The 22,248-nt window shown below is 64.3% G+C and carries 17 protein-coding genes; 6 read left to right on the top strand and 11 right to left on the bottom strand.

The genetic code is table 11. From position 1 onward, the window contains the following. Positions 1-32: 32 nt before the first annotated feature. Positions 33-1,205, bottom strand: a complete 1,173-nt coding sequence (gene pobA / locus BRA1417_RS0113040) for a 4-hydroxybenzoate 3-monooxygenase (protein WP_027516145.1) — start codon at positions 1,203-1,205, stop codon at positions 33-35. A gap of 48 nt (positions 1,206-1,253) precedes the next feature. Between pobA and BRA1417_RS0113035 the strand changes: the two genes are divergently transcribed. Next, entirely contained in the window at positions 1,254-2,159 is a 906-nt protein-coding gene (locus BRA1417_RS0113035) for a helix-turn-helix domain-containing protein (RefSeq protein WP_027516144.1), read from the top strand. 5 nt (positions 2,160-2,164) lie between these two features. On the opposite strand, the gene pcaG is transcribed toward BRA1417_RS0113035, so the two are convergent. Next, positions 2,165-2,791 carry a protocatechuate 3,4-dioxygenase subunit alpha gene (gene pcaG, locus BRA1417_RS0113030; RefSeq protein WP_027516143.1) on the bottom strand — a complete coding sequence of 209 codons (627 nt, stop codon included), beginning with the start codon at positions 2,789-2,791 and terminating at the stop codon, positions 2,165-2,167. Positions 2,792-2,795: 4 nt separating this feature from the next. Further along, on the bottom strand, positions 2,796-3,584 hold the full coding sequence (gene pcaH, locus BRA1417_RS0113025) for a protocatechuate 3,4-dioxygenase subunit beta (protein WP_027516142.1): 789 nt from the start codon (positions 3,582-3,584) through the stop codon (positions 2,796-2,798). A gap of 95 nt (positions 3,585-3,679) precedes the next feature. Between pcaH and BRA1417_RS0113020 the strand changes: the two genes are divergently transcribed. From BRA1417_RS0113020 to BRA1417_RS0113010, 3 genes are all read left to right on the top strand, one after another. Beyond that, positions 3,680-4,624 carry a LysR family transcriptional regulator gene (locus BRA1417_RS0113020; protein WP_027516141.1) on the top strand — a complete coding sequence of 315 codons (945 nt, stop codon included), beginning with the start codon at positions 3,680-3,682 and terminating at the stop codon, positions 4,622-4,624. A gap of 51 nt (positions 4,625-4,675) precedes the next feature. Further along, entirely contained in the window at positions 4,676-5,980 is a 1,305-nt protein-coding gene (gene pncB / locus BRA1417_RS0113015) for a nicotinate phosphoribosyltransferase (RefSeq protein WP_027516140.1), read from the top strand. A gap of 246 nt (positions 5,981-6,226) precedes the next feature. Next, on the top strand, positions 6,227-7,534 hold the full coding sequence (locus BRA1417_RS0113010; protein ID WP_027516139.1) for a GGDEF domain-containing protein: 1,308 nt from the start codon (positions 6,227-6,229) through the stop codon (positions 7,532-7,534). 14 nt (positions 7,535-7,548) lie between these two features. Here the strand turns inward: BRA1417_RS0113010 and BRA1417_RS0113005 are convergent, their stop codons facing one another. Next, entirely contained in the window at positions 7,549-8,169 is a 621-nt protein-coding gene (locus tag BRA1417_RS0113005) for a TetR/AcrR family transcriptional regulator (RefSeq protein ID WP_027516138.1), read from the bottom strand. A gap of 536 nt (positions 8,170-8,705) precedes the next feature. Here BRA1417_RS0113005 and BRA1417_RS0112995 point away from each other — a divergent pair. After that, positions 8,706-12,110 carry an acyl-[ACP]--phospholipid O-acyltransferase gene (locus tag BRA1417_RS0112995; RefSeq protein WP_027516136.1) on the top strand — a complete coding sequence of 1,135 codons (3,405 nt, stop codon included), beginning with the start codon at positions 8,706-8,708 and terminating at the stop codon, positions 12,108-12,110. A gap of 70 nt (positions 12,111-12,180) precedes the next feature. Here the strand turns inward: BRA1417_RS0112995 and tcuB are convergent, their stop codons facing one another. The 3 genes from tcuB to tcuA are packed head-to-tail and all read right to left on the bottom strand — an operon-like array spanning position 12,181 to position 15,735. Beyond that, positions 12,181-13,284, bottom strand: a complete 1,104-nt coding sequence (tcuB, locus tag BRA1417_RS0112990) for a tricarballylate utilization 4Fe-4S protein TcuB (RefSeq protein ID WP_027516135.1) — start codon at positions 13,282-13,284, stop codon at positions 12,181-12,183. A gap of 4 nt (positions 13,285-13,288) precedes the next feature. Continuing rightward, the gene (locus tag BRA1417_RS0112985) at positions 13,289-14,317 is read right to left on the bottom strand and encodes an esterase (RefSeq protein ID WP_027516134.1); all 1,029 of its coding nucleotides are present in this window, start codon (positions 14,315-14,317) and stop codon (positions 13,289-13,291) included. Between the two features lie 26 nt (positions 14,318-14,343). Next, positions 14,344-15,735 carry an FAD-dependent tricarballylate dehydrogenase TcuA gene (gene tcuA, locus BRA1417_RS0112980; protein ID WP_027516133.1) on the bottom strand — a complete coding sequence of 464 codons (1,392 nt, stop codon included), beginning with the start codon at positions 15,733-15,735 and terminating at the stop codon, positions 14,344-14,346. Between the two features lie 155 nt (positions 15,736-15,890). On the opposite strand from tcuA, the gene BRA1417_RS0112975 reads away from it, so the two are divergent. Further along, positions 15,891-16,586, top strand: coding sequence for a GntR family transcriptional regulator (locus BRA1417_RS0112975; RefSeq protein WP_027516132.1), 696 nt, complete (start codon positions 15,891-15,893; stop codon positions 16,584-16,586). Positions 16,587-16,599: 13 nt separating this feature from the next. On the opposite strand, the gene ybaK is transcribed toward BRA1417_RS0112975, so the two are convergent. The 4 genes from ybaK to BRA1417_RS0112950 form a co-directional block, all read right to left on the bottom strand. Beyond that, complete coding sequence (gene ybaK / locus BRA1417_RS0112970) at positions 16,600-17,073, bottom strand: Cys-tRNA(Pro) deacylase (protein ID WP_027516131.1); 474 nt, start codon at positions 17,071-17,073, stop codon at positions 16,600-16,602. 110 nt (positions 17,074-17,183) lie between these two features. Beyond that, positions 17,184-19,952: a formate dehydrogenase subunit alpha gene (gene fdhF / locus BRA1417_RS0112965; protein WP_027516130.1), complete on the bottom strand. Its 2,769-nt coding sequence runs from the start codon at positions 19,950-19,952 to the stop codon at positions 17,184-17,186. Next, positions 19,949-21,658 (bottom strand): NADH-ubiquinone oxidoreductase-F iron-sulfur binding region domain-containing protein, encoded by a 1,710-nt coding sequence (locus tag BRA1417_RS0112960; protein ID WP_027516129.1) that lies wholly within the window; start codon positions 21,656-21,658, stop codon positions 19,949-19,951. Before BRA1417_RS0112960 ends, fdhF begins: the two co-directional genes overlap by 4 nt. Positions 21,659-21,905: 247 nt before the next feature. Beyond that, the gene (locus BRA1417_RS0112950; RefSeq protein WP_027516128.1) at positions 21,906-22,193 is read right to left on the bottom strand and encodes a hypothetical protein; all 288 of its coding nucleotides are present in this window, start codon (positions 22,191-22,193) and stop codon (positions 21,906-21,908) included. Positions 22,194-22,248: the final 55 nt, after the last annotated feature.

The following is a 22,248-nucleotide window of genomic DNA, read 5'->3' as shown; positions in this document are numbered from 1 at the left end:
GCGTCGCACCGCCTTTTCGGATCCACTCCACGCTAGAACGGCAACCCCACATAATTCTCCGCCAGCAGACGCTGCGCCGTCTCGGACGACAGCAGATATTCCAGCTCCGTCTGCTGCAGCCTGTCTTCATACTCGGAACGGTCGGGGAAGCGATGCAGCAGCATCGTCATCCACCACGAGAAGCGTTGCGCCTTCCAGATCCGCGCCAGCGCCTTGGCGGAGTAGCCCTGGAGCCCGGAATCATCGTCGTTCTGATAGTGCGCGAGCATGGCGTGGTAGAGATAGTAGATGTCGGAGGCCGCGCTGTTCAGCCCGCGCGCGCCGGTCGGCGGCACGATGTGGGCGGCATCGCCGGCGAGAAACAGGCGGCCGTAGCTCATCGGCTCGGCGACGAAGCTGCGCAACGGCGCGATGCTCTTCTCGATGGACGGTCCCGTGATAAGGCGGCCGCCAACCTCGTCCGGCAAACGACGCTTCAGCTCGGCCCAGAACGCATCGTCGCTCCAGTCCTCCACCTTGTCGGTGAGCGGCACCTGGACGTAGTAGCGGCTCAGCACTTGCGACCGCAAGGAACACAGCGCGAAGCCGCGCTCGTGCTTCACATAGATCAGCTCCGGCGACACCGGTTTCGTGCGCGACAGCACGCCGAGCCAGCCGAACGGATAGATCTTCTCGTATTCCCGCAGCACGTCCTTCGGGATCGACTTGCGGCTGACGCCGTGAAAGCCGTCGGCGCCGACGATATAGTCGCAATCGACTCGGACGGTCTCGCCATTCGAACGATAGGTCACGTAAGGCCGATCCGAGGTCAGCTCGTGCGGCGTCACGTCCTCGGCATTGTGCACGACGTTGCCGCCGAGGCGGTCGCGCGCCTCGTAGAGGTCGCGCGTCAGCTCGGTCTGGCCGTAGACCAGCACCGAATTGCCGCCGGAGTGCTTATGGAGGTCGATCTGGGAGAGCACGCCGTCATGGGCGATCTCGAATCCCTTGTGGATCTCGCCCTCGCGGTCCATCCGCTCGCCGCACTGAGCCTCGCGCATCAGCCTGGCGAAGCCGTGCTCGAGCACGCCGGCACGGATCCGGGCAAGCACGTGGTCGCGGCTGGATTTTTCCAGCACGACCGTGTCGATGCCCTTGAGGTGCAGGAGCTGGGACAACAGCAGCCCGGACGGCCCGCCGCCGACGATACAGACCTGAACTTTCACATTTGCGTCCTCCTCTGCACTTTCTTGCAGATTCAGCGCCGCTGACCGATGGAGGCTTTCGTCTTTGTCTTGTACTATTCGAACATGAGAAGCGCAGCCCCCGCCCCGGCGATCCGGGTCTACAATTTGTTCGGCGAGTCCGGCGATCTGCCCGATGTCGTGCATTGCGAGACGATAGCGTCGCGCTCGGTGCTGCACGATTGGACGCTGGCCGTGCACCGCCATGCCCGGCTGCACCAGGTGCTGCTGATCGACCGCGGCGGCGGCGAAGCCACGCTCGACGGACGCGTGGTGCAGCTGAAGCCGATGCAGATCGTCAACGTACCTGTCGGCCACGTCCATGGCTTCCGTTTCGTACCTCATACCCAGGGCTGGGTGCTGACCATCGCCGCGGAAATATTGGACGAAGCGCTGCTCGCCTCCGAAGGACTGCGCGGTGCCTTGTCGCGCTCGGCCGTGATACGCGGCACTCCGCAGATCCGGACTACCATGAAGCAGATCTTTGCCGAACACGCCGCGCGCGATTTCGGCCGAGCGCATGTGCTGCGTGCACTGTCGGCGGCCATGATCGGGCTGGTCGCCCGCGCGCTCACCGGCGAGGGCGGTGGCAACGGCACGGCTGAAAGCGGACTATTCCGCCGCTTCGAGGCGCTGCTGGAACAGCATCATCTGGAACGCTGGAGCGTTGCGGACTATGCGAGTGCGCTGTCGATCACGCCGACCCATCTCAACCGGGTGACGCGGGCAGCAACCGGCGACACCGCCTCGCACCTGATCCTCAACCGGCTGATCCGCGAGGCGCGGCGCAACCTCGTCTACACCAATTTGCCGGTCTCGACGATCGCCTATGCGCTTGGCTTCGAGGACCCCGCCTATTTCAGCCGGGTCTACGCGGCCGCCACGGGCGTGTCACCGCGCGCGTTTCGCGCGCAGCTCCATGGCGAGGAGACCTGAGACGATCACACGTCGAAGAACACCGTCTCTTCCGGCCCCTGCAAATTGATCGTGAAGGAATACACGATCCTGCCGGCGCGTTCGCTGCGTTTTGCGATCAGAGTCGAGCGCCGGACCGGCTGCTCGATCAGGTTGAGCACGGGGTCGGCGGCGTTGGCGGCCTCTTCGTCCGAGAAATAGAGGCGCGTGTTCAGACCGATGTTGATACCGCGCGCGACAATCCAGACATTGATGTGCGGAGCGCCTCTGCGGCCCGTCTTGTCGATAATCGCGCCCGGCTTGATGGTCTCGAACGTGACGAGACCACTCTCAAAGTCGGAGCCGGCGCGGCCCCAGCCACGAAATTCCTCGTCGAGCGCGCCGGTCGACCGATCGGCCGGATGGTTGTAGCGGCCGGCCGCGTTGGCCTGCCAGATCTCCAGCAGCACGTCGCGCAGCGGCGTGCCGCTGCCGTCGATCACCTTGCCCTCCAGCGTGATGCGTTCGCCTTGCGTGTTCGGCGTCACCAGCACGTTGGAGAAATTCTTCTCGAAAATATCGAAGCCGGCCATGGCCGGGATCAACCCGATATGCACGTAGGGTCCGGCCGTCTGCGAGGCGGTTTCCTTGAGGTAGTTGAGCGGCTGGGGCATGGACCTAGTTCCCTGCGGTGCGATTTTCGAAGTATGTGGAGCGCTGCCCGCGCAAGACGATGTCGAAGCGATAGGCGAGCGAGTCGAACGGAGCCGATGCGTTGAGGTCGAGCGGCGCGACGAGACGCTCCAGCGCGTCCTTGTCCGGGATCGTCGTCAGGATCGGGCAGACCGGGATCAGGGGATCGCCCTCAAAGTACATTTGGGTGATCAGACGCTGTGCAAAGCCCGAGCCGAACACCGAGAAGTGGATGTGAGCGGGACGCCAGCTGTTGACGTAGTTGCGCCAGGGATAGGGTCCCGGCTTCACCGTCCGGAAACAATAGTAGCCGGTGTCGTCGGTCAGCGCGCGACCGCAACCGCCGAAATTCGGATCGATCGGCGCCAGATATGTGTCCTTCTTGTGCCGGTAGCGGCCGCCTGCATTGGCTTGCCAGAACTCGACCAGCGTGTTCGGCACGCCGCGGCCGGTCTCGTCCAGCACGCGACCGTGGACGATGATGCGCTCGCCGACGGGATCGCCGTCCTTGGCGTAGTTGCGGATCAAATCATTGTCGAGCGCTCCGAGATCGTTGTGACCGAACACCGGCCCCGTAATCTCCGAGACCGAGTTCTCAAGCGACAGCAGCGCCTGGCGCGGCGAGCGCAGCACCGAGGATTTGTATCCCGGCGCGTGCGCGGGCGGATGCATGGAACGGTCGCGCTGGAAGAAGCCGCCGTCACCGAGCGGCGGCGTGAACGGCTCGGGGTGGTTGAGGCGGGGCTCCCGCAAGGCTGGCGCCTGGGCATGCATCGGCGTTGTCTCTCCCTGTGGCGCTCCCGTTGGGGCGCACGACTTATCGGGAGATGATGGCGCCGCCTATTCTCAAGATAAATAGATCGATTATAATGAATTCCATGAACAAAATCGATCACTTGGCGCTTGATGGCCACGCGCTAGAGCTGTTCCTGGCGGTGCTGGAAGAAGGCTCGGTAACGGCGGCCGCGACGCGGCTCGGGCTGACGCAGTCCGCGGTCAGCCACACCCTGAACAAGCTGCGGCGGATCGTCGGCGATCCGCTGTTTGCCAAATCCGGCCGCGGCATTGTGGCCACGGCGCACGCCCAGGCGCTCGCGGCAAAGGCGCGAGCGCTGATCGACGAGATGCGGAGCTTTGCCGGCGGCGTCACGTTCGAGCCGGCGAACGCGCAGCTTTCGCTGACAATCGCCGCGAACGACTTCCAGCGCGACCTGCTGCTGCCGCGGTTCTTCGATCATGTCGCCGCGCACGTGACGAGCCTGAACCTGCGCGTGATCCCCTCGCAGTCGCCCTCGCCCGCGATGTTGCGCGAAAACCGCTGCGATCTGCTGATCACGCCGCTGCCGCCGTCCGGCGTGGACATCGTGCAGAAGCGCCTGCTGCAAGATCATTACGTTTGTTACTACGACCCCAAAGCGCGTGCTGCGCCGGTTACGCGCGGCGCCTATCTCGCGGCGCGTCACATCACGGTGGTCTACACTGACAATGAGCGGCTCGACTTTGACCGCCGGCTTGCAGCCAACGGCTTCCACCGCGACATCGCGATCTCGGTGCCGAGCTTCTCCGGCGTGCCGTCCTTCCTGCGTGGCTCGCAGATGCTGGCGAGCATGCCGAGCCTGCTGGCGCCCGGCGTGGTGCACGGCTTAGCGCAGGCGCGGATTCCGCTGGCCTCGCGCACGCGAACCCTGGCCGAGCTGCCGATGTTCATGGTCTGGCACCAGCGCTATCAGAAGGACCCGGCGCATCGCTGGATCAGAAGCCAGCTCGAGACCGTGGCGGCGACGGCCTCGCACCCCGGCCCCGCGAAAACCTGATCCCCGTCAAACCCACTGGTTGCGCCGGGGCCGCCACGCTAGAATTCCCCCATGACAGTGACCGACATTGCGAGCCGGACCTATAATCACAGCTGGCGGCTGGATCCCATCATCCGCAGCCTGCTTGATACCGACTTCTACAAGCTATTGATGTTGCAAATGATTCGGGAATCTTACCCGAGTCAGCAGGTGACATTCTCGGTCATCAACCGATCGCGCCATGTGCGGCTCGCCGAAATCATCGACGAGGGCGAACTGCGCGCCCAGCTCGACCACGCCCGCACCATCCGCTTCACCAAGAAAGAGCTGATCTGGCTTGCCGGTAATACTTTCTACGGCAAGACCCACATGTTCTCGGCGGACTTCATCCGCTGGCTCGCCGAATTCCGGCTGCCTGAATACGAGCTGCGCAAGGTCGAAGGCCAGTACGAGCTGCACTTCCACGGGCCGTGGAGCCATACCACGATGTGGGAGATTCCTGCGCTCGCCATCCTCAACGAATTGCGCTCGCGCGCAGCGATGAAAGGCCGCGGCCGCTTCGAGCTCGACGTGCTCTATGCCCGCGCCAAGGCCAAGCTGTGGACCAAGGTGGAACGCCTGCGCAAGCTGGATGGCTTGCGGCTCTCCGATTTCGGCACCCGTCGCCGCCATGGCTTCCTCTGGCAGCGCTGGTGCGTCGAGGCCGTGAAGGAAGGCCTGGGCCCGTCCTTCATCGGCACTTCCAACGTGCTGCTCGCGATGGACAATGATCTCGAAGCCATCGGCACCAACGCCCATGAACTGCCGATGGTCGCGGCGGCGCTCGCCAGCGACGACGAGGAGTTGCGGTGGGCGCCCTATCGCATCCTCGACCAGTGGCGCCAGACCTATGGCGGCAACCTCCTGATCGCGCTGCCCGACGCTTTCGGCACCAAGGCTTTCCTGCGCGATGCGCCGGAATGGGTCGCCGACTGGACCGGATTCCGTCCCGACAGCGCGCCGCCGATCCAGGCCGGTGAGGAGATCATCAAATGGTGGGAGCAGAAGGGCCGCAATCCCAGGGACAAGCTGCTGGTGTTTTCCGACGCGATGGACGTGGGCTCGATCGAGGAGACCTACCACCACTTCACCGGCCGGGTGCGGCTCTCCTTCGGCTGGGGGACCAATCTCACCAATGATTTCGTCGGCTGCACGCCGGACGGCTCGTTCAACCTCGATCCGATTTCGCTGGTCTGCAAGGTGTCGTCGGTCGACGGACATCCGGCCGTCAAGCTTTCCGACAATCCCGAGAAGGCGACCGGCCTGCCCTCGGAGATCGAACGTTATCTGCGCGTCTTCGGCGACGCCGGCCGCGTGCGCAAGCCGGTGCTGGTCTAGCGTCAGAGCATTCTATTTCCATCAGGTAAACCGCTTGGGGCAAATGCGCGACATCGGCTCGCCGATGCCGCGTCAGTTCCGGTTCGACGGCATTTGCGACGATCTGCGAGCATCCGCTTCACAACGCCTTCACCCTGCGACGCGGTCTCCCGGCATTTTCAAGTCGAGTTAAGCACCTTTCGTGCGTAATCCGCGTTATGAGCGGATCGCTCCGCTGGGGTCGTTGAGCGACTTGGGGAACGCAACGTGTTTCGCAGAACAGCGCCATCAACGAAGGGACGCAACTTCCTTCACGTCATCAAGCTCGTCTCGCCTTTCGTCACGGTCGTCCTGCTGCAGGCGGCGATCGCCGGATTCAGCCTGGAGGTGATGTCCTCGGTCCGCGCCTATGTCGCGGGCGAAGCCTTGTGGTCGCGCTCGCAGAAGAACGCCGTCTATTTCCTCAATCTCTATCTGCATTCGGGCGACGCCAGCCAGTTTGCGCAATATCAGACCTCGCTGGCCGTTCCCATCGGCGACGAGTTCGCGCGCTGGGCGCTCGAGCGCGATCCGGCCGACGTCGAGGCCGCCCGCATCGGCTTCCTGCAAGGCGGCAATCATCCCGATGACGTGCCGGGATTGATCTGGCTGTTTCGCTACTTCAAACAGGTCAGCTTTCTCAAGGAAGCCATCCGCGAGTGGGCTGCCACAGACCCCATGCTGCTGGAGCTCAGCGTGTTCGGCGAGGTCATCCGGTCAGAGCTGAAGAACGGGCCCGTTCAGGACAGCAAGCGCCTGCACTTATTGTCGTCGCGGCTGTCGGAGCTCAACACTCAGTTCACGGTGCACGCCAAGCGGTTCTCCACCGTTCTCGGCGAAGGCTCGCGCGCCATCAAGATGACGCTGACTGGAGTCAATATCGTCACGGCCGTGATCCTGATCCTGCTCCTGATCTGGCACACGCGGCGATTGGTGCTGCAACGACAGGCCTTCGAGGATGCCCTGCATACCGAGAAGGAGCGCCTGGCTTGGCAGGCGTCGCACGATTGGCTGACCGGCTTGTCCAACCGCCGCGCCTTCGAGGCGCGCCTGCAAAGCGAGCTGGACGACACCGCGGCGGGGTCGCTCGGCCTGATCCTGCTCGATCTCGACCAGTTCAAGGACGTCAACGACAGCTGCGGTCACCTCGCCGGCGACCGCCTGCTCTGCCAGATCTCGCGTCTCCTGCAACAGGAGCGGCGGCCGCATGATCTGGTGGCCCGGCTCGGCGGTGACGAATTCGGCCTAATCCTTCCGCAAAGCACGCCGTACGACGCCGTGGATATCGCCGAACGGCTGCGCCGGTCGCTCGAGTTATCCGTCTTCGCGTGGGACGATCGTTGCTTTGCAGTGACCGCCAGCATCGGCGTTGCCTGCATCACCGACGGCAACACCACGCTCGAGGACGCGATGCGGCGCGCGGATGCCGCCTGCTATCGCGCCAAGGAGAACGGACGCAACCGTGTTCAGGTCGACAACGGGACGACGGACGTCCTCGTCGTCACCTCTCGGCAACGCAAGTCCGCCAGCGCGTAGCAGCGCTCACCACTTTATCGTACTGGCAGAATCCCCAGCCCCGCGAGATGCGCATCCAGGAATTGATCGACCTGCTGGCGCAGCATTTGCGGCGGTACGGCCACCATGCGCTCTTCGAGGCCGAGCGAGATGATCCCGTGCACGGCGGAAAACAGGGTGCGTGACAGCAGCGCGATCTGCACGTCGTCTGCATTCGGAAGCAGTCGTACCAGGGGCGCATGCATCAGCGCGAAGGCGTCCATCACCATCTGAAGGATGTCATCAGGGTAAGGGCGGTCGTCCTCCATCCGATGCTCGAACAGCGAGCGCAGCAGATTGGCTTGCTCCGCGAAGAATTCGAGGTAGGTCGTGGCAAGCCCGTAGAGCTGGCGAACGGGCTCCTCGGCGGGAACCTGCCCCAGCCGCACCGTCAGCGCCTTAACCGTCTCCCGATTGACGGTCAGGATCACCCCGTCGAAGTCGCCGAACTCGTTGTAGACACTCCCAACCGAGCAGCCGGCGGCGTCCGCGACGTCCCGAACCTTCAATGATTTCAGCGCTTTACTCGCAATAATGTTGCGAGCGATCTCCACGATCTGCCGCCGCCGCCGAGATTTTTTTCGGTCTCGCAACGATTCGTATTGAACATTGTTCATTTTCATGATACTCACTTGAACAATGTTCAAGTTAACCCGGAGACCTGCAAAATGCAAACCCTCGCTGTTGATATCGCTTCCACCTTCGTCGATGACGCCACAGCTCTCGTGACCGGATTTGGCCGCGCCCTCCTGCGGTTCGCGACCGGGCCGATCGATCGTATCGCAAATGCCTGCGACATCGCCGGTGTCCTGGCTGAGCGCCGCGCCACCTTCCGGATGTGGCGGGCCAACCGCGGCCGTGCCCGTCATGAGGGCCGCCGCATTAGCCTGCTCGGCCGCCTCTCGCCCTTTCGCCGCCTCGCCCATCTCACCTGAGGCGCGCACGCCACCCTTGCCGGGGCGTGGCAGAGCGCGACCAACCATTTGCGAACCAAACCACGCCACGCGGAGACCAACAGGATCGGAAGGCAAAGGCGCAGAGCAGGCCGGGACGATCGTCGTCAACCCGCAAATGCCCGTCGCATCTCCTCCGGTCCCGACGTCCATCCGACAATGAAACAACCTCAGACAGCGTTTCCAAAACAGGACTAGTCATGATCAGGGATTTGATGTCGTCACGCCGCTTCGCGCCGCTGTTCTGGGCGCAATTCTTCTCGGCGCTGAACGACAACGTGCTCAAGAACGCACTCGTCATCATCCTGCTTTACAGTGCCGCGACCGGCCACGGCGATGCGCTGGTGACGGTCGCGGGCGCCGTCTTCATCTTCCCCTATTTCATCCTGTCCGGGCTCGGCGGCCAGCTCGCCGACAAATATGTCAAATCCGTCGTCGCAAGGCGGCTCAAATTCGCCGAGATCTTTGCCGCGGGCTTTGCCGCGGCCGGCTTCTTCCTGCACTCGGTGCCGCTGCTGTTCGCAGCGCTCGCACTGTTCGGCGTCATCGCCGCGCTGTTCGGTCCCGTGAAATACGCGATGCTGCCGGACCAGCTCGAGCTCGGCGAGCTCGCGACCGGCAACGCGCTGGTCGAAGGTGCGACCTTCATGGCCATCCTGCTCGGCACCGTTGCCGGCGGCCAGTTCGTGGCCGGCTCCGCGCATATGGGCTGGGTCGCATCGGCCGTGGTCGTGCTGGCCCTGCTGTCCTGGATCTTCGCCTCCCGCATTCCCGCGACGACGCCGTCTGCACCCGATCTTCCGGTCAACGCCAATCCGTGGACCTCGACGCTCGGCCTGTTGAAGACTTTGCACGCCGACCACCGGCTGTGGGATGGCACCGTGATCGCCTCCTGGTTCTGGCTGGTGGGCGCCATCGTGCTCTCGCTGCTGCCGGCGCTGGTCAAGGAGGTCATCGGTGGCACCGAGGGTGTCGTGACGTTGTGTCTCGCGGTCTTCGCAATCGGCATTGCCATCGGCTCGCTGTTCGCCGCGAATCTGAGCCACGTTCGCCCGAACCTCGCGCTGGTGCCGATCGGCGCCATCATGATGGGGTTTGCCGGCCTCGACCTCGCCTGGGCGATCGGCATGAGCACCAAGGGACAGGACATCACTGCGGGGGACTTCGCGACCTCGTTCGCGGGCCTGCGCATGCTCCTCGATTTCGTCGCCTTCGCATTCGGCGGCGGGTTGTTCGTCGTTCCGTCCTTCGCCGCCGTCCAGGCCTGGTCCGCCCCCTCCGAGCGCGCCCGCATCATCGCCGCCGGCAACGTGCTACAGGCCGCCTTCATGGTGGCCGGCTCGCTGTTCGTCGCGCTGCTGCAGGCCGGCGGATTGCACATCGGCTGGATCTTCTTCGGCCTCGGCGTCGCCAGCTTCGGCGCGGTCTGGTTCGTGCTGACGAAGTGGGGCAAGGAAGGCGTGCGTGACTTTGGCGGGCTGCTGTTCCGCGCGCTGTTCCGCACCGAGGTCCGCGGGCTGGAGAACCTGCCGCCCGCTGGCACGCGCATGCTGATCGCGCCCAACCATGTCAGCCTGATCGACGGCCCGCTGCTGCACGCCGTGCTGCCGATCGACGCGAGCTTCGCGGTTGATGCCGGCATCGCCAAGGCCTGGTGGGCCAAGCCGTTCCTGCGGGTGGTCAAGCACTACACCATGGACCCCAGCAAGCCGCTGGCCGCGCGTGATCTCATCAAGCTCGTCGCCGCCGGAGAGCCGGTGGTGATCTTTCCGGAGGGACGCATTACCGTCTCCGGCTCGCTCATGAAGGTCTATGACGGCACCGCGATGATTGCGGACAAGGCCGACGCGGTCGTCGTCCCGGTCCGCATCGAAGGCGCCCAGCGCTCACATCTCAGCTATCTCAACGGCAGCCAGATCAAGCGCTCGTGGTTTCCGCGGGTGACCGTCACCATCCTGCCGCCGGTCAAGCTTCCGGTCGATCCGTCGCTCAAGGGCAAGACGCGCCGCAACGCCGCGGGCGCAGCACTTCAGGACGTGATGATCGACGCCATGGTGAAGAACGCCATGCTCGATCACACCCTGTTCGAGGCGCTCGGACACGCCTATCGCGACCGCGACACCGGCAAGGTCATCGTCGAGGACGCGCTCGGTACCAAGCTGACCTATCGCAAGCTGATCCTGGGCGCTCAGGTCTTGAGCCGGAAGCTGGAGAACGGCACCGCTGTCGGTGAGAATGTCGGCGTGCTGCTGCCGAATTCCGCAGGCGTCGCCGTCGTCTTCATGGCGCTGCAAAACATGGGCCGGGTCCCGGCGATGCTCAACTTCTCGGCCGGGCCGGTCAACGTGCTCGCCGCCATGAAGGCCGCGCAGGTCAAGACCGTGCTGACGTCGAAGGCCTTCATCGAGAAGGGCAAGCTCGACAAGCTGATGGCTGCGATCTCCGCAGAGGTCCGGGTGGTCTATCTCGAGGATGTCCGCGCCTCGATCGGCACGGCCGACAAGATCAAGGGCCTGCTCGCCGGTACTACGCCGCGCGTCGTTCGCCAGGCGAGCGATCCGGCCGTCGTGTTGTTCACGTCCGGCTCGGAAGGCACACCCAAGGGCGTTGTGCTGTCTCACCGCAACATCCTTGCCAACGCCGCACAGGCGCTGGCACGGGTCGATGCCAATGCCAACGACAAGGTGTTCAACGTGCTGCCGGTGTTCCACTCGTTCGGGCTGACCGGCGGAATGATGATGCCGCTGCTCGCGGGCATTCCGATCTACATGTACCCCTCGCCGCTGCACTATCGGATCGTGCCCGAGCTGATCTACCAGACCGGCGCCACAATCCTGTTCGGCACCGATACCTTCCTCACCGGCTACGCCCGCTCGGCGCATGCCTATGACTTCCGGACCCTGCGCCTGGTGATCGCCGGCGCCGAGGCGGTCAAGGATCGCACCCGGCAGGTCTTCATGGAGCGTTACGGCATCCGCATCCTCGAAGGCTATGGCGTGACCGAGACCGCGCCGGTGCTGGCGATGAATACGCCGATGGCCAACCGCCCCGGCACGGTCGGCCGCCTGTCGCCGCTGATGGAAAGCCGCCTCGACCCGGTCCCCGGCATCGAGGAAGGCGGACGCCTCTCGGTGCGCGGACCGAACGTGATGCTCGGATACTTGCGGGCCGAAAATCCCGGCGTGCTCGAACCGCTCGCCGAGGGCTGGCACGACACCGGCGACATCGTGGCGATCGACCCGGCCGGCTTCATCACCATCAAGGGTCGCGCCAAGCGCTTTGCCAAGATCGCCGGCGAAATGGTCTCGCTGTCCGCGGTCGAGAACATCGCGACGACCCTGTGGCCGCAGGCCGCATCGGTTGCCGTGTCGATCCCGGACCCGCGCAAGGGCGAGCGCGTCGTGCTGCTGACGACGGAAAAGGGTGCCGAGCGCAGTACGATGCAGGGCCAGGCCAAGGCCATCGGCGCATCCGAGCTGACCGTTCCCGCGGCGATCATGGTGGTCGACAAGGTGCCGCTGCTCGGCACCGGCAAGACCGACTACGTCACCGCGACGACGATGGCCCGCGAGCAGGCCTCGGGCGCGGAGCGCGAGGTGGCGTAAGAGACATGCACGAGGCGCCTTAATCAGGCGAGGCGCGATGCCCCATCGGCCGCTTCCGACCGTCTGAATCTCAAGAACCGGCTTCTCCGCGGCGCTCCTGCGCGTAACGCACCAGCGCCGCGAAGCGATAGATGCCGTGCACGAACTTGCCGTAGGGCATGGTGATGAACAGCGCGAACACTGCCCCCAAATGCAGTGCCAGCAGCGGGCCCATGGCGGCGGTGTCCCGCAAGAGCAGAAGCAGCATGCCGGTGAACCCGGTCAGGAACAGCATGGCGATGAAGCCGACATCCATGCCGTAGCGCTGCCCGTCGAGCAGCGCCGGATCGCGCCGCATCTTGGCGACGAACAGGCCGATCGGCCCGATGATCAGGCCGATGCCGCCGAGCGTGCCGAGCACCACCGGTAGATCCCACCACGGATACGGCGCCTCGCGGCCGAGCAAATAGTGATACAGCGTTGCGACCGAGGTCGCGGCGAAGCAGAGCAGGAAGCCATAGAAGGTCAGGTGATGGAACAGCTTGCGCCGGTCGGTCGGCTTGTCATCCTCATTGTAGCAGCCGACGCCGCCACCGTGGAGATAGCGCAGCTCACCAGCGTCGCGTATCGCCTGAAAGATCGAGCCGCCGTCCGCACGGCCGATCGGCGGACCGATATCCCGCCAGAAGGCACGCACGCTCATCACCAGCGCGAAGATCGCATAAAGGAAGGCGGCGCTGAACAACGCCGCCATCGCGTTGTGCGGCATCAACTTGTAGAACGCGCCGGGGCCGGTGTGCACGCCGAACAGCACGCTGCGGTCGTTCAGGGCCGCAAAGCCGAGGATGAAGGCGCCCATGCTGAGCGCGGTGACGATGCTGATGACGAGACCATTGCGCGCGAAGGCACCGGACAGCGCCTGCGGCCAGGCATAGGCCGCGTAGGATTCCGCGCGCGCGATCGCCAGCGTCTGCGGGACGTTGACGTTGAATTCGTGCGGCGGCGAGAACTGGCAGTCGACGTAGCAGGCGCCGCAGCCATGGCAGAGATTGGCGAGATAATTGAGGTCGCCGTCGGAGAAGGCGCGCCGCATCTCCATCGCGGGAAAGACCGCGCAAAGACCCTCGCAGTAACGGCAGGAATTGCAGACCGTCATCAGGCGGTCGGCTTCGTCCAAAATTCTGGTGCCGTGCATGGCTTTACTTCGTCAGACCTTTGCCCTCGAGCCATTTCTGGATCAGGGCCGCGACCTCGAGGTTGTTCTTGTCCATCATCACCATATGCGAATTGCCCTTGATGCCGGCCTGCGGGAGATCGACGATGTCGACGCTGCCCCCGGCTGCCTTGATGGCGTCCGCAAAGGCGATGCCATTGGCGCGGATCTTGGGCCAGCGCGAATCGCGCTCGATATAGTCGCCGTAGATGATGAGGGTCGGGATGTTCTTCAGCACATCCGCCTTGGCGGGATCGCCGATGCCGGCCGGCTCGATCGCAATCAGCGCCTTGACCTTGTCGGGACGCGCTTGCGCGACCTTGAAGCCGAAGGTGCCGGCTTGGCTGTGGAACAGAAGCACCGAGGGGCCGATGCGATCGATCTCGGCGATATAGGCGGCGATGGTCGCATCGTCGGTCGTGGTCCAGCGCGGCACGTTCTGCTTGACGAAATTCTCGTAACCCTCGACGGGGAACTGGTTGCCCGGCAACAATTTTCGCTTGTCGGGATCGGGATCGTATGAGTTCGGCCCATCACCGATGCGGAAACGCTCGAACGGATTAGCCGTGGTCAGGAAGACCGGCTCGCCTTTGAAGATATCGGGGTATTGCGCCCAGCCCGCGCGTCCGCGCTCTACCGCGTCGGAGTTATAGACCGCCCACCCCTTGCGCAGAAAATAATTCAGCCAGCCTTCACGTCCGTCAGGCGTGGTCTCGTAGGTGACGCCGGTCAATCCGCCGCCGTGCCACATCAGCAAGGGATAGGCACCCTTCTCGTTGGCCGGCAGGAAATACTGCACGTACATCTGCTCGACCTGATACGTGCCGTTGGGATCGACCTTGGCCGGCACTCCGCCGGGCGCGAACACGACCTCCCTCACCGGCTTGCCCGAGATTTCGACAGGACGGCCACCGACATGGAACGAACCCATGTCTCGTAGCGTGATCGGCTCGGCCGCATGGGCGTGGCCGACGATCAGCAGCGCCGCTATCGCAGAAATCGCAGTGCGTGGCATGGTTCCTCCCTTGCCTTTTCTTCGTCCTAGTTCTTCGCGTGGCGTGCCGCTTCCTGTCCTGCAATCCGCCCGAACACGCTGCCGATGGTCATGCCCATGCCAGCGGCATAGCCCTTCCCGAGCACATTGCCGGCCATGATCTCGCCGGCCGCGAACATGTTCGCCGACGGCTTGCCGTCAGCCATCAGCATCCGTGCTTCCCTGGTTACGCGCGTGCCGAGATAGGTGAATGTGATGCCGGGTCGCACCGGATAGGCAAGATAGGGCGGCGTCTCGATCCGCCGCGCCCAATGCGTCTTCTGCGGCGTGATGCCTTCGGTGCGGCAGTCGTCCAGAATGGTGTGGTCGAAGGTGCCGGGCTGCACCGCGGTATTAAATTCGGTGATCGTCTTTTCCAGCGCGGCCGGATCGAGCTCGAGCTTGCCGGCGAGCTCAGCCACGGTCTGCCCGGCGATCGGCGGGAACAGCGTCGGCATGAAGCTCGTGACCACGGTGGAATCGAAGATGATGTAGGCGATCTGGCCGGGCTGCGCGGCCACCAGCCGGCCCCAGATCGCGTAGCGCTTCGGCCAGATGTCCTCGCCCTCGTCATAAAAGCGCTGCGCGTGCTTGTTGACGACGATGCCGAACACGACGGAGTCGTGGCGCGTGATGATGCCGCCGTCGAATTTCGGCGCGCGGGCGTCGATCGCGACCGCATGGCACTGGGTGGGGTCGCCGACCTCCTGCACGCCCTTGGCGAGCAGCATCTTCAGGATCGAGCCGCGGTTATAGGGCGTGCCGCGGATCAGGAAATTGTCGGCGGCGTCGCCCCAATATTGCTTCAGCCATTCGATGTTGGCCTCGAACCCGCCGGCGGCGGCGACCAGCGACGTCGCGCGTATCTCGGTGTCACCCATGATCGGCCGCTTGAGGCGAGCGGCGAGAAACATGCCGTCCTCGATCACGAGGTCGGTGACCTCGGCGTCGTATTCGACGTCGACCCCGAGCTTCTCGGCGGTGAGATAGAGCGCATTCAGCATCGCGCGTCCGCCGCCGAGGAAGAACGAGTTGGTGCGGCCAAGGCTCAGCGTGCCGCCGAGCGAGGGCTGCCAGCGCACGCCCTGCTCGACGATCCAGTTCAAGATGTCCTTGGACTCGCGGATCATGTGCCGGGCGAGCACCTCGTCGGTCTGGCCGCCGGTCACGCGCAGCAGATCTTCCCAAAACTCCTCCTCGGTGTAGGGGCCGGTCAGGATTTCGGTCGCCTCGTCATGGGCGCAACGCATGTTACGGGTGTGGCGCGTGTTGCCACCGCGATAGAATTTTGGCGCACCTTCGAGCACCAGAACCGACGCCCCACCACGTCGCGCGCTGATCGCCGCACACAGCGCCGCGTTGCCGCCGCCGATCACCAGCACATCGTATTTGCTGCTCATGCCGTCTGCCCGATGCGACGAAGTTGGAGACATTCTGCCCCGCCGGCGGCCCCGGTCAATCCGACAACCATTGCGCACCTTTGTATACAAAGATATACAGACGTCCGGCAAGCGCCATCGCTGCATGGGCAGGATGCGCGAGCCCATGAGGATGGATGGCAAGACGTCCGACAAAGGCAGGCGGCTCGATCGCGCGCGGCGGCGGCGTGGCGCTGGGCGAAGCCGTGTTCCGCTCGCTTTGCGAGGCGCTGCAGGCCGGCAGCTATCGCGCCGGCGACCGCCTGCGCGAGGAAGAGGTCGCCCAGCGGCTGAAGGTCAGCCGCACGCCGGTGCGCGAGGCTCTGGGGCGGCTTGCGGCACGCGGGTTCGTCGAACCCGCCGGCGGCCGCGGCCTGATCGTACGCAACCTCGACATCTCCGAGGTGCTCGAGCTCTACGCCATGCGCGAGATCATGGAAGGCGCCGCCGCCCGACTTGCCGCCGAGCACGCCTCGGCGACGGAGGTCGATGCCCTCCGTGATATCGAGCAGGCTTTTGTCGAAGCCTCCGAGACCGATGCGGCCGAGATCGCGAGAGAACTGGCACGGCTCAACCGCGCCTTCCACGAAGCGATCTGCCGCGCCGCGCGCAACCGCTATCTCGATAACGCATCACGGGAATTGCAGGACTGGATCGCACTGCTCGGTCCAACCACGTTCACGATATCGGGCCGCCCCTCGACCAGCCACGGTGAGCACCAGGCCATCATCGAAGCCATCGCGGCTCGCGACGGCGGCAAAGCGGAGCAGCTCGCGCGCACACACATCCGCGAAGCGCTGCGCTGTCGGCTGAAGCTGTTGCAAAAGCAGTAGCAGAGCGCGGCGCTCAGGCGACCAGTTCTGCCGCAATCGCCTTCGAGACGTCCCGCACATCGCCTGGACTGAGCCGCACCTGCAGTCCGCGCTGACCGCCATTGACGTAGACGTAATCATGCGCGAGCGCGCTCTGCTCGATCACGGTGCGGACGGGCTTTCGCTGCCCGAATGGGCTGATACCGCCAACCTTGAAGCCGGTGAGGCGCTCGGCCTCCGGCGGCTTCATCATCTGCGCCGACTTGCCGCTAACAGCAGCGGCGAGCTTCTTCATCGAGACTTCCTGGTCGGACGGGACGATCACGCAGACCGGCTTGCCGTCGACCAGCGCCATCAGCGTCTTCAAGACACGAGCGGGGTCTTCGCCAAGCGCAGCGGCCGCCTGGAGGCCGATGCTCTCGGCATCGGGATCATAATCGTAAGCGTGAACGGTGAAGGCAACACTGGCGGCTGTGAGCACGCGTGTGGCTGGGGTGGCTTTGGACATGTGCCACGTTTACCACCGTCATTGCGAGGAGCGAAGCGACGAAGCAATCCAGAATCTTGCCGCGGAGGCAGTCTGGATTGCTTCGCTTCGCTCGCAATGACGGCGCCGTCCTACTCCGCCGCATCCCGCATCTCCGCGCGCTCGGCCCTGGCCGCGCAGAACTTGAACTCCGGGATCTTGCCGAACGGATCGAGCGCCGGGTTGGTCAGGAGATTGGCCGCCGCTTCCGCGTAGCAGAACGGCATGAAAACCATGTTCTCGGGAACGTCGCGGTCGGAGCGCACCTTGACCTCGACCGCGCCGCGGCGGGTCTCGAGCCGGATGAAATCGCCGGGCGCGAGCTTCTTCCTGTGCATGTCCTTTGGCGACATGAACGCAACCGCCTCGGGCTCGATCTGGTCGAGCACCTGCGCGCGGCGGGTCATCGAGCCGGTGTGCCAATGCTCCAGCACGCGGCCGGTCGAGAGCACCATCGGATATTCGGCGTCAGGGATCTCGTCCGGCGGGATGACGTGAGCCGGCACGATCTTGCCGCGGCCGCTCGCGGTCGGGAAGCCCGTGGTGAAGATGATCTCGTTGCCGGGCATGTCGGGACCGTCGACGGGATAGGTCACCGCGCCCTCGCGGACCAGCCGTTCCCAGGTGATGTTCTTCAACGACGGCATCAACTCTGCCATCTCGGTGAAGACATCGCCGGGACCGGCATAATTCCACGGCAGGCCCATGCGCTTGCCGATCTCCTGGATGATCCAGAGATCCTGCCGCGCATCGCCCGGCGGCTTGATCACCTGGCGCGCGAGCTGCACGCGGCGATCGGTGTTGGTGAAGGAGCCTTCCTTTTCGGCAAACGCCGAGGCCGGCAGGATGACGTCGGCGTGGAACGCGGTCTCCGTGACGAAGAGATCCTGCACCACGAGATGATCGAGCATGGCGAGCGCATGGCGCGCATGCTGGAGATCGGGGTCAGACATCGCAGGGTTTTCGCCCTCGATATACATGCCCTTGATCTCGCCGGCATGGATTGCGTTCATGATCTCGACCACGGTCAGACCGCGCACGGGATCGAGATCCTGGCCCCACAGCTTCTCGAAGGCACCGCGCATGTCGTCGCGGCCGACCGGCTGATAGTCCGGCAGGAACATCGGGATCAGACCGGCATCGGAAGCGCCCTGCACGTTGTTCTGGCCGCGCAGCGGATGCAGGCCGGTGCCGGGGCGACCGACCTGGCCTGTGATCAGCGCCAGCGCAATCAGGCAACGCGCATTGTCGGTGCCGTGGACATGCTGGCTGATGCCCATGCCCCAGAAGATGATCGACGATTTTGCCCGCGCATAGGTTCGCGCGACCTCACGCAGGGTCTGCGCCGGGATGCCGCAGATCGCCTCCATCTTCTCCGGCGTGAATTCCTTGATCTTCTCCTTGAGGTCCTCGAACCCCTCGGTGTAGCCGGCGATGTACTGGTCGTCGGTCAGCCCTTCGGTGATGATCGTGTGGATCATCGCGTTCAGCATGGCGACGTCCGAGCCCGGCTTGAACTGCAGATGCTTGGTCGCATGGCGCGACAGCGTCTGCCGGCGCGGGTCCATGACGAACAGCTTTGCGCCGTTCTCCTTGACCGCGTTCTTGATGAAGGTCGCGGCGACCGGATGGTTCACGGTCGGGTTGGCGCCGATCACGATGATGACCTCGGCGTCCATCGCCGCCGAGAACGGCGCCGACACCGCGCCCGAACTCAGGCCTTCGAAGAGCGCCGCGACCGACGAGGCGTGGCACAGACGGGTGCAATGGTCGACGTTGTTGGAGCCGAAGCCGGTACGCACCAGCTTCTGGAACAGATAGGCCTCCTCGTTGGAACCCTTCGCCGAGCCGAAGCCGGCCAGCGCCTTCACGCCCTTCTCGTCGCGGATCTTGACGAGGCCCTTGGCCGCGATGTCGAGCGCTTCTTCCCAGCTCGCTTCGCGGAAATGCGTGAACGGATTGGCAGGATCGACCTGGTCGTTGGAATCCTTCTTCGCGTTCGGCAGCCGCACCAGCGGCTTAGTCAGTCGATGCGGATGGTGGATGTAGTCGAAGCCGAAGCGGCCCTTGACGCAAAGGCGGTTGTGATTGGCCGGGCCATCGCGGCCCTCGGCATAGATCACCTTCTCGTCCTTGACCTCATAGGTCACCTGGCAGCCGACGCCGCAGAACGGGCAGAGCGAATCCACCTTCTTGTCGGCATAGACGACACGGGTCTGCGCCTCATCCAGCATCACGGCCGGCATCAGCGCTCCGGTCGGACAGGCCTGCACGCATTCGCCGCAGGCAACGCAAGTGGACTCGCCCATGGGATCGTCGAAGTCGAACACGATCTTCGAGCCGTGGCTGCGATAGGCCATGCCGATGACGTCGTTGACCTGGACCTCGCGGCAGGCGCGCACGCACAGGCCGCACTGGATGCAGGCGTCGAGATTGACGCGCATCGCCGGATGGCTGGCATCGGTCGCCCAACGCTCGGCGGCGGGGAAGCGGCTCTCGGTGACCCCCGTGGTTTCGGCCCAGTGCCAAAATTTGGAGTCCGGATCGTGCGAGGTCTCGCGCGCCGGCTGATCGGCGACCAGCAGCTCCATGACCATTTTTTGCGCGGACACAGCGCGCGCGCTCTCGGTCTTCACCTTCATGCCGACCGATGGCGTGCGCTTGCAGGACGCCGCGAGCACACGCTCGCCCTCGATCTCGACCATGCAGGCGCGGCAATTGCCGTCGGGGCGATAGTCGGGCGCGGGCGAATAGCACAGATGCGGAATCTCGTGGCCCTGACGTTTTGCAACTTGCCAGATCGTCTCGCCTGCATTGGCCTCGACCTGCTTGCCGTCGAGCTCGAACGTAATCTTCGTCATTCGGCCGCTTCCTTGAACTCGTCAGGGAAATATTTGATCACAGTGGACAGCGGATTGGATGCCGCCTGTCCAAGCCCGCAGATCGAGGCATCGCGCATCGCCTGGCTCAATTCGTCCAGGAGAGCGCGGTTCCAGACCGGTTGCTGCATCAGCAGTGCGGCCTTCTGGGTTCCGACGCGACACGGCGTGCACTGGCCGCAGCTCTCGTCCTCGAAGAACTTCATCAGGTTCAACGCGGCCGCGCGCACGCTGTCCTTCTGCGACAGGATCACGATCGCGGCAGAGCCGATGAAGCAGCCGTATTTTTCCAGCGTGCCGAAATCGAGCGGGATGTCGTCCATCGCCGCCGGCAGGATGCCGCCGGACGCGCCGCCCGGCAGGTACGCATAGAACTGATGGCCATCGGCCATGCCGCCGCAATATTCGTCGATCAGCTCGCGCACGGTGATGCCAGCAGGCGCGAGCTTCATGCCGGGATTCTTGACGCGGCCCGAGACCGAGAAACTGCGCAGGCCGTGCCGCTCATGGCGGCCGTGGCCCTTCCACCAGTCGGCACCCTTCTCGACGATGTCACGCACCCACCACAAGGTCTCGATGTTGTTGATCAACGTCGGCAGCCCGAACAGGCCGACCTGGAATGGATAAGGCGGCTTGTGCCTCGGCAGGCCGCGCTTGCCCTCGATGCTTTCGAGCAGCGAGGATTCCTCGCCGCAGATATAGGCGCCGGCGCCGCGGCGCATGTGCAGCGTCGGACCGCCCGGCGGGAGCTTTGCGATCTCGCGTTCGAGGATTTCGCGCGAGGCCGGATATTCGTCGCGGAGGTAAATGTAGATATCCGAGGCCTGCACCACATGGGCACCGATCAGCATGCCCTCGAGGAAGCGGTGCGGATCACTCTCGAGATAGACGCGATCCTTGAACGTGCCGGGCTCGCCCTCATCGCCGTTGATCGCCATCAGCCGCGGGCCGGGTTCACCAAGCACCGCACGCCATTTGCGCCCCGTCGGGAAGCCGGCGCCGCCGAGACCGCGCAACGAGGCGTCATCGAGCGCCTTCAGCAGGTCGTCCGTCGCTAGCTTGCCCGAGCGCAGTCGATTGAGCAGCTTGTAGCCGCCGCCGGCGACATAGGCGTCATAGCCGACATATTCGGGCAGATGAGCGTGGGTGTCGCCAGCCTTCGCCGCCGCCGTGACACTGGCGACCGTCGCATGGTCAACAAAGTTGTGTCCGACTTCCGCGGCCGGCGCCGTGTCGCAGCGACCGACGCAGGGCGCACGCACCACGCGGATGCCGGGACCGGACGCGTCCTGCAAATCGGCGAGCAGCTTTTCTCCGCCGAGCATCGCGCAGGTCAGCGAATCGCAGACGCGGATCGTCAGCGGCGCGATATCGGGCTCGCCTTCCTTCACCACGTCGAAATGCGCGTAGAAGGTTGCAGTCTCGAACACCTCGGCGAACGCGAGCTTCATCTCGTCGGCGAGCGCAGCGAGATGCGCGGCCGAGATCTGGCGGTACTTATCCTGAATCAGGTGCAGATATTCGATCAACAGGTCGCGACGCCGCGGCCGATCGCCGAGCAGTTGCTCGATCTCGTGCGCGGCGGTGGGATCGACCTGTCGCCCCTTGGGCGTGGACTTGGCGCGCTTCCGTCCCTGGCCGGGATGTTCGAACTCGCGAACCTTGTGAACGTCGTCGTTGCTGCTCATGGAGACGTCGCGTTCTCTTCAAATGCGTGATGAGTTCAGGCCGGATCGCCAAGGCAATCAGGCCTCATTTCCTGGCTCGATCAACGGAGCCACCGGTTCCTGCGTCGCGTCGACCAATCCGAATTCGACGCAACTCTAATCTCTGGTATGCCAGATGCAAGACAATTTAGAGCGTCTCTAGAATGATTTAGGAGGCAGGCGGTCGCCCGCCATGCCCCTTTGCGCGTGCATCAGACGGAACCCGATCTCAGGTCTTGCTCATGCACTCTTCGATGTAGAACCAGCGGTCGTCGCCGGCGAGTCCCTTGGACTTCACGTCGGCGCGGCAAGCCTTGAGCTTCGGCTTGTTGGTCGCCCACTTCGCCTTCATGTCTTTCAGCTTCTGCATGGTGAGCTTCATCTTGCCGGGCTTTGCTTCGCTCGTTGCAGCAGGTGCCGCCGGTGTCGTCGCCGTCTGCGCGGATGCGGTATGAAGCCCAGCGACGAGCAACATGGCCGCAAGGCAAATTCGAAGGCAAGTTCGGGTGCGAATCATTTCAATCCCCCTAAGTCCCATTCTTGATGATGTCTGAAAGGCCAACGAAGCGGGA

This window comes from Bradyrhizobium sp. WSM1417 (genome assembly GCF_000515415.1).
GTDB lineage: Bacteria > Pseudomonadota > Alphaproteobacteria > Rhizobiales > Xanthobacteraceae > Bradyrhizobium.
The sequence above is the reverse complement of the archived record's forward strand: the minus strand, read 5'-3'. Positions and strand labels throughout refer to the sequence as shown.

Coding starts and splice junctions, on each gene's coding strand:
- BRA1417_RS0113035 (WP_027516144.1), top strand. CDS start 1,254: ATGGAGGCTTTCGTCTTTGTCTTGTACTATTCGAACATGAGAAGCGCA.
- pcaG (WP_027516143.1), bottom strand. CDS start 2,791: ATGCCCCAGCCGCTCAACTACCTCAAGGAAACCGCCTCGCAGACGGCC.
- pcaH (WP_027516142.1), bottom strand. CDS start 3,584: ATGCATGCCCAGGCGCCAGCCTTGCGGGAGCCCCGCCTCAACCACCCC.
- BRA1417_RS0113020 (WP_027516141.1), top strand. CDS start 3,680: ATGAATTCCATGAACAAAATCGATCACTTGGCGCTTGATGGCCACGCG.
- pncB (WP_027516140.1), top strand. CDS start 4,676: ATGACAGTGACCGACATTGCGAGCCGGACCTATAATCACAGCTGGCGG.
- BRA1417_RS0113005 (WP_027516138.1), bottom strand. CDS start 8,169: ATGAACAATGTTCAATACGAATCGTTGCGAGACCGAAAAAAATCTCGG.
- BRA1417_RS0112995 (WP_027516136.1), top strand. CDS start 8,706: ATGATCAGGGATTTGATGTCGTCACGCCGCTTCGCGCCGCTGTTCTGG.
- tcuB (WP_027516135.1), bottom strand. CDS start 13,284: ATGCACGGCACCAGAATTTTGGACGAAGCCGACCGCCTGATGACGGTC.
- BRA1417_RS0112985 (WP_027516134.1), bottom strand. CDS start 14,317: ATGCCACGCACTGCGATTTCTGCGATAGCGGCGCTGCTGATCGTCGGC.
- tcuA (WP_027516133.1), bottom strand. CDS start 15,735: ATGAGCAGCAAATACGATGTGCTGGTGATCGGCGGCGGCAACGCGGCG.
- BRA1417_RS0112975 (WP_027516132.1), top strand. CDS start 15,891: ATGGCAAGACGTCCGACAAAGGCAGGCGGCTCGATCGCGCGCGGCGGC.
- ybaK (WP_027516131.1), bottom strand. CDS start 17,073: ATGTCCAAAGCCACCCCAGCCACACGCGTGCTCACAGCCGCCAGTGTT.
- fdhF (WP_027516130.1), bottom strand. CDS start 19,952: ATGACGAAGATTACGTTCGAGCTCGACGGCAAGCAGGTCGAGGCCAAT.
- BRA1417_RS0112960 (WP_027516129.1), bottom strand. CDS start 21,658: ATGAGCAGCAACGACGACGTTCACAAGGTTCGCGAGTTCGAACATCCC.
- BRA1417_RS0112950 (WP_027516128.1), bottom strand. CDS start 22,193: ATGATTCGCACCCGAACTTGCCTTCGAATTTGCCTTGCGGCCATGTTG.